The sequence below is a fragment of the Kitasatospora sp. NPDC057198 genome, from assembly GCF_042670125.1.
In the GTDB taxonomy this organism is placed as follows: domain Bacteria; phylum Actinomycetota; class Actinomycetes; order Streptomycetales; family Streptomycetaceae; genus Kitasatospora.
The window spans coordinates 1-6,504 of sequence record NZ_JBHUWH010000441.1; the positions used below are offsets into that span (position 1 = coordinate 1).

Genomic DNA, 6,504 nt, shown 5'->3' on the forward strand with positions numbered 1-6,504 from the left:
GCGGCCGTCCGGGCCACCCGCCGGGTCTTCGCCCAGTCCCGCCGCCCCCGCAGGATCCGCCACAGCGCCCGCCAGGTCGCCAGGTAGGTGACGTACGTCAGCAGGTACGAGGCGTGGTGCAGCCCCACCGAGCGCCACCAGCCGTAGTGCCGGGTCCGCCGGTGGTACAGCGTCGCCTGGTACAGGTGCGGCGCGAACGCCAGCAGGTAGACCGCCACCGCGGTCGCCACGGCCGCCGCCGCCCCGCTGTGCGCGCCCACCGCGAGCGTCGCCAGCACGCCCAGCACCGCCAGCAGGTGCGCCAGCACCGACCAGGGCAGCGCCAGGCACCACGGCTGCAGCAGGTACAGCGCCAGCTCCAGCGCCGCCGCCGTGCCCAGCCGCGAACTGCGCCACACCTCGCCCAGCCGCCCGGCGCAGACCATGTGCCCCTGCGCCCAGCGGGTGCGCTGGCGCAGCAGCGCCCGCAGGCGCTCCGGGCCCTCCTGGACGACGTGCGCCAGGCTGGTGGTGCGCAGCCGCCAGCCCCGCACCGCCAGCGACAGTGCCAGGTCGAGGTCCTCGGTCAGCGAGTCCGTCCACGGCGCGCCGGGCACCGAGCGCAGCGCCGACAGCCGGGCGAACTGGGCGTTGCCGCCCAGGCTGACCGTTCCGAACGGGTCGCGCCCGTACTGCGCGGTCGCGGCGGCGCCCCAGAACCCGGCGTCCTGGATCCGGGTCAGCAGGTGGTCCCGGTTGCGGATCCGGACGGCCAGCTGCGCGCCGCCCACCGCCGGGTCGGCGAACAGCGGGGCGACGTGCGCCAGCGCGCCGGGGCTCAGCCGCCCGTCCGCGTCCATCACCGCCACCACCACCCGCTCCTCGGGCACGCCCAGCCGCTGCGCCGCCGCCACCAGGTGCGGCAGCGCCGCGTTCAGCGCCGCGCCCTTGCCCTGCCGGGCCTGCGGCAGCCGCCGCGACAGCACCTCGACCCGGTCGCCGCCCGCCGCCCGGGCCCGCTCGGCGGTGGCGTCGGCGGACGCGTCGTCCACCACCGTCACCCGGGCCCGCGGGTCCTGGGAGAGCAGGTTGGCCACCGTCGCGCCGATCACCGCCTCCTCGTCCAGGCAGGGCACCAGGAACCAGAACACCAACTCCTCCGCCGGCAGCGGAGGTTCGGCGCCCTGCCGCTGCTCGGCCCGGACCCGCAGCCGCCCGGAGAACTGCAGTACCAGGAAGTACGTGAGCCCGTAGCCCAGCACCAGCAGGACGAACGTGGTCAGCGGACCGACGGGCAGGTTCACCGCGACCTCCGGTGCGATCCGTGCGGGCCGCCCGGCACCGGACCGGCCACCGGCGCCTCGCGGCGCCGCGGCACCCCGGCGGCGCGCAGCGCGCAGGCCAGCCCCGCGACGGCCGAGAACAGCCCGGCCGCCACCGCCAGCGTCAGCACCCCGTCCCGCAGCACCAGCCACGCCGCCCGGCCGGCCGGCCGGTCCGACCCCGCCAGCGCCCACCCGGCCAGCAGCACGCCCGTCCCCAGCAGCACCGACAGCACCCGGCGCCCCCACGCCCCGTACCGCCCGCCCGCCGCGACCGAGGCGCCCGCCGGGCCCGCCGGGTCCCCGACGCCCGCCGTCACGCCCCGGCCCGTTCGGCCCGGTGGATCGCGGCCTCGTCGAAGCCCGCCGCCCGCAGCACCGCCGCCCGCCGGTAGCCGCTGCCGAACCGGGCCGGCTTCGGGGTGCGGAAGGTCAGGTGCTCCAGCGCGGCCACGATCCGCTCGGCCGCGTGCCCATCGCCGTACGGGTTGTCCGCGGCGGCCATCGCGGCCCGCGCCCCCTCGTCGTCCAGCAGGCGGCGCACCGCCGCGGCGACCGCGCCGGTCTCGGTGCCGACCAGCCGCAGGGTGCCCGCGTCCACGCCCTCGGTGCGCTCGGTGCTCTCCCGGGTGACCAGCACCGGGACGCCGAGGGCGGGCGCCTCCTCCTGGACGCCGCCCGAGTCGGTCACCACCAGCACGGCCCGCCCCAGCAGCGCGGCGAACACCGGGTACGGCAGCGGCTCGGTCAGCAGGACGTTGGGCAGCGGGTCCAGCGCCGGGCGCAGCTGCGCGCGGACGGCCGGGTTGGGGTGCAGCGGCAGCACGAAGACGGTCTCCGGCCGCTCGGCGGCGACCTGGGCGAGCGCGGCGGCGACGTGGCCGAGCGCCCCGGTGGCCAGGTTCTCCCGGCGGTGCGCGGTCACCACCACGATCCGGCGGCCGGGGTCGGCCAGCAGCGCGTCCACCTCGGGCCGCCCGGAGGGGCGGGCGGAGGCGGCGGCCCACAGCAGGGCGTCGATCGCGGTGTTGCCGGTGACGAACACCTGCTCGTGCCGCACCCCCTCCAGGATCAGGTTCTCCTCGTTGAGCGAGGTCGGCGCCAGGTGGAAGGCGGCGATCCGGGCGACCAGCTGCCGGTTGAGCTCCTCCGGGAACGGCGTGGCGGTCTTGTGGGTGCGCAGCCCCGCCTCGACGTGCGCGACCGGCATCCGCAGGTGGAACGCGGCGAGCGCGACGGCCGCGGCCGAGCTGGTGTCGCCGTGCACCAGCGCCCAGGCCGGGTAGCGGGCGGCCGGGCCGTCGACCGCCACGCTGTCGGCCGCGCCGAGCAGGTCGGCGAGGGCGTCCTGCAGACCGGACAGCACCCGGGCGAACAGGTGGTTCAGCGGCAGGCCCGGCTCGCCGACCGCCAGGTCGACGTCCGGCCGGATCCCGGCCAGGTCGAACACCTCGGCCAGCAGCTCCCGGTGCTGCCCGGTGGAGACCACCAGCGGCCGCAGCCGGGTGCTGGCCCGCAGCGCCCGGATCACCGGCACCATCTTGATGGCCTCCGGCCTCGTCCCGACCGCCACCAGCACCCGCGCCCGCCGATCCTCCCCGTCCGGCCCGCCCGGCCCGCCCGGCCCGTCCTGCCGCTCCACCACCGGTGCCCTCCTGTCGCCGCGCTCGCAGTCGGTCACCATCCTTGCCCGACCGCCGCGCCCCGCCCGGCTGACACACCGTCGGCCCGCCCCCGCTCAGCCGCTCGCGCCGCTCAGCCGCTTGCCGCCAGCGCCATCGCGGCGGGCCCGCGGCCGGGCGTGTTGACGCAGCGGTGGTCGCCGGCGGGCTGCTCCAACTGGAGGCCCAGGCAGGTGCCGAGGGCCTGCTGGCCGTAGCGGTTGGGGTGCAGCGACTCCTGGAGCTGGCCCTGGCCCGCGCCGGTGGTCAGGAAGCGCATCCACTCGCTGGTCTTCCCGGAGGGCGGGTGCTCGAGGTCGGCGTGCCGGGTGCCCGCGGAACAGACCTCGCGGCCCTCGAAGGCGCGGGAGAGGTCGAGGAACTCGGCCCCGGCCTCGTGCGCGGCCTCGGCGACGGCGGCGCTGATCTGCGGCACGAGGTCGTCGTGCGCCCAGGTGAGGTCCTTGTCGAAGAACGGGCAGCCGCCCTCGGTGAGGCGGTCGTACTTCTCCCCGGGGTAGCGGACCCGGGCGGCGTCGGGCAGCGGGGACGGGTAGGACTGCAGGACCAGCCGGTAGGAGCCGTCCCGGTGCCCGGCCCGCTTCAGGGCGGTCCTCACGTCGGCGAGCGTCTCGACCACGGCGGTCCGCACGCCGGGCAGCCGGTCCTTGACCTGCTGTTCGGCGTCCGGCGCGCAGGGGGAGCCGCCGAAGGGCTTGAGGAACTGCTTCGTGCACTCGGCGATGATGTCGGAGAACCCCAGGTCGTTGCCGCCGATCGAGACCACCACGGCGCGCACCGGCTGCCCGGTCACCGCCTTCTGCAACTGCTCGGCCTGCGAGGGCTCGCCCTTGAACGGCTTCCCGCCGTTCTCCGGAAGCTTCACGGCGGTCGACGTCGCCCCGGAGCAGGCCAGGTTGAGCTTGCGGACGTCCAGCGTGAGGGAGTGCACCTCGGCCACGTCGGAGCGGTTGCAGCCGTCCTCGTACGAGGCGCCGTAGACCTTGGCCGGGTCGCTCTCGCCGGTCTCCGGGTCGTACGCCCGGTCGGTGCCGGACCAGCCGTTCTCCGGCTCGTTGCTGTTGCCGGCCCAGCGGCCGGCCTCGCCGGAGATGAAGCTGTCGCCCAGCGACACCACCCACGGCGCGTCGGCCGCGGGCTCCCGGACACCGGCGGCGTGCGCGGGCGCCAGGCCCGTCACGCCCGCCACGCAGACGGCGGCGGCCAGCGCGGCCAGGCCCTTGCGGGGGAGGGAAGAAGAAGAGGTCATGCCCACGGTGTCGGCAGCCGCCCGCCGCGGGGTTACCACCGGCGGCCCGTTCGCATCCGAATGGACCAGCGGGGGTAGTGCGTTCAGGCGGACGGGCGGAACAGCAGCAGCAGCCGCCCGCGGACGGTCTCCCACTCGGCGGCCAGGTCGTGCCCGCCCGCCGAGGAGATCAGCAGCAGCCCGCGCATCGCCTGCAGCGCGGTCAGCAGCGAGGCGGCGAACTCGGGGGAGTCGGCGGCCGGGCCGGACAGCGCCCGCACCGCGGCCATCAGCTCGCTCTCCAGGCGCCGCTCGAACTCCCGCACCACCGGCCGCAGTTCGGGATCGTGCCGGGTGCCGATCAGCAGCTCGAGGAACGCCTGGTAGTCCCGGGTGTTCATCAGCTGCCAGATCATCCCCAGGCCCTGTGCGACGCGGTCCGGCTGCGGAGCCGCCGTCAACTCCCGCACCTGCGCCGGGGCCAGCTCGGCGTACGAGCGGACCAGGTGGTCGGTGACCGCCCCGATCAGCGCGTTCTTGGTCGGGAAGTGGTGCACCAGCCGCCCCCGGCTCACCCCCGCCGCCTCCCCGACCGCGAGGGTGGAGAACCCGGCGTACCCGCTGTCGCACAGCACGTCCACCGCCGCGCGCAGCAGCAGGTCCCTGGTCTCCAGCGCGCGCTGCTGGACGCGGCGCTGCCGGGCGTCGTCGGAGGGTGCGGGCATGCCGGAATCCTACCCGCGGCCGGTGCCGGCCCCGGTGCCCCGCTCCGGGGGCCCGCCCGGGTGTCGGACCCGGGTGTCGGACCCGGGTGCGACAGTGTGCGGACGAGTTCGGCGTCCGCGCCGGGCGGCGCGGACGGGGGGCGCGATGACGGGCTGGGACGGGATCGCCTGGGCGGGCTGGAGCGACCACGCGGCGGTGCTGGCCCGGCTGGAGGCGGGCGCCGACCCGGAGCGGTACGGCACGGGCCGCCCGCTGCACCTGGCGGCCGCCTACGGCTCCCCGCAGGTGGTGGCCGAACTCGCCGCCCGGGTCGTGGACGTGGACGCGCGGGAGAACGGGACGACCGCCCTGTGGCGGGCCGTGCTGGCCGACCGGCCGGACAACGCCCGGGCGCTGGCCGCTGCCGGGGCCGACCCCTGGCGCCCGCAGCTCGGCGGCTGGTCGCCCGGCCGCCTCGCCCTGGCCGGGCCCGTCCCCGACCTGTTCCCGCCACCCGCCGAGCCCGGCGCGCTCACCGAACTGACGCCCGCCGAACGGGAGACCGTCCGGGCCGGGCGCGAACTCGTCGCGGCCCTGGGCACGTTCCACCACGAGGGCACCGGCCTGGCCTGCGTCGCGGGCATCGACGCCGACGAGGCGGTCCGCCGGCTGGGCGGCGAACCGCTGGACGCGGACTACCTGGAGGACTTCCTCGACGACCCGTACGCCTACGAGATGGAGGAGGTCCTGCTGATCGCGGGCGCCACCACCGTCCCCGGCGGCTGCGTCGTCACCCAGCCCTGGGGCTACACCCCCAGCACCCCGGGCGCGCTGGCCCGGCTGACCGCGGGCACCTTCGGCTACGGCCTGTACGCCAATCCGAAGAGCGGCAACCAGGGCAGCACCGCCCGCGACGGCACCCTGGAAGCCGGCGGCCTGCACCCCGGCGGCGACCCGCGCGCGGGCGACACCCCCGCCCAGGTGCTCGACGCGTACCTGTACCGGCACGGCGCGGTCGCCGCCGCCTGCGCCTTCGCCGGCCTGCGGCCCGCCGACGACCGCGCCGTCTCCGGCCCCGCCGACCGCTGGTTCAAGCTGCCCGGCATCGACTGGTGGGCACACTGACCGTGCTCCCCGGCACCCGCTCAGAAGGCGCCGGGGAGCACGGGGTCGGACGGCTCGGGCCGGGTCAGACGGTCAGCGCGATCCGCAGCGCCTCGCCGCTGCGCATCAGGCCGAGCGCCTCGTTGATCCCGGTCAGCGGCAGCCGGTGGGTGATCAGCCGCTCCAGGTCGAGCCGCCCGGTGCGGACCAGCTCGGCGATCCGGGCGTAGGTCCGGGTGACGGTGTCGCCGCCGTAGAACGAGGGCAGCACCCGCTTCTCGCCCGCCGACAGCTCCCACATGCTGATCGGGAACTCGTCCGCGGCACCGCCGACGCCGACCAGCACCACGCTGCCGCCGCGCCGGGTGGCGTCGTACGCGGAGCGGAAGGTGGCCGGGCGGCCGACCGCCTCGATCACGTGGTCGAAGCCGAGGCCGCCGGTGGCCTCGCCGACCGCGTCGGCCAGCGCCTCGGGGGCGACGGC

General features: G+C 77.0%; 7 protein-coding genes. 1 reads left to right on the forward strand and 6 read right to left on the reverse strand.

Features of this window, described 5'->3' with window-relative positions; genetic code table 11:
* The 5 genes from ACFUEL_RS32510 to ACFUEL_RS32530 form a co-directional block, all read right to left on the reverse strand.
* Positions 1-1,283: glycosyltransferase family 2 protein (locus tag ACFUEL_RS32510; RefSeq protein WP_380240633.1), on the reverse strand; the 1,283-nt coding region annotated here is incomplete at its 3' end.
* A complete protein-coding gene (locus ACFUEL_RS32515) occupies positions 1,280-1,621 on the reverse strand; it encodes a hypothetical protein (protein WP_380240635.1) in 342 nt (113 codons plus the stop codon). The genes ACFUEL_RS32515 and ACFUEL_RS32510, both read right to left, overlap by 4 nt.
* A complete protein-coding gene (gene wecB, locus ACFUEL_RS32520) occupies positions 1,618-2,946 on the reverse strand; it encodes a non-hydrolyzing UDP-N-acetylglucosamine 2-epimerase (protein WP_380240637.1) in 1,329 nt (442 codons plus the stop codon). The genes ACFUEL_RS32515 and wecB overlap by 4 nt, the downstream gene beginning before the upstream one ends.
* Before the next feature lie 110 nt (positions 2,947-3,056).
* Entirely contained in the window at positions 3,057-4,232 is a 1,176-nt protein-coding gene (locus ACFUEL_RS32525) for a GDSL-type esterase/lipase family protein (RefSeq protein ID WP_380240639.1), read from the reverse strand.
* Positions 4,233-4,315: 83 nt separating this feature from the next.
* Positions 4,316-4,936 carry a TetR/AcrR family transcriptional regulator gene (locus ACFUEL_RS32530; RefSeq protein ID WP_380240641.1) on the reverse strand — a complete coding sequence of 207 codons (621 nt, stop codon included), beginning with the start codon at positions 4,934-4,936 and terminating at the stop codon, positions 4,316-4,318.
* A 145-nt stretch (positions 4,937-5,081) separates the two neighbouring features.
* On the opposite strand from ACFUEL_RS32530, the gene ACFUEL_RS32535 reads away from it, so the two are divergent.
* Positions 5,082-6,041, forward strand: a complete 960-nt coding sequence (locus ACFUEL_RS32535; RefSeq protein WP_380240643.1) for an ankyrin repeat domain-containing protein — start codon at positions 5,082-5,084, stop codon at positions 6,039-6,041.
* Between the two features lie 64 nt (positions 6,042-6,105).
* Here the strand turns inward: ACFUEL_RS32535 and ACFUEL_RS32540 are convergent.
* The coding region (locus tag ACFUEL_RS32540) for a zinc-binding dehydrogenase (protein ID WP_380240645.1) at positions 6,106-6,504 on the reverse strand (399 nt) is incomplete at its 5' end.

Bases quoted from the DNA above. Each gene is read 5' to 3' on its own strand.
- ACFUEL_RS32525 (WP_380240639.1), bottom strand. From the start codon at position 4,232: ATGACCTCTTCTTCTTCCCTCCCCCGCAAGGGCCTGGCCGCGCTGGCC.
- ACFUEL_RS32530 (WP_380240641.1), bottom strand. From the start codon at position 4,936: ATGCCCGCACCCTCCGACGACGCCCGGCAGCGCCGCGTCCAGCAGCGC.
- ACFUEL_RS32535 (WP_380240643.1), top strand. From the start codon at position 5,082: ATGACGGGCTGGGACGGGATCGCCTGGGCGGGCTGGAGCGACCACGCG.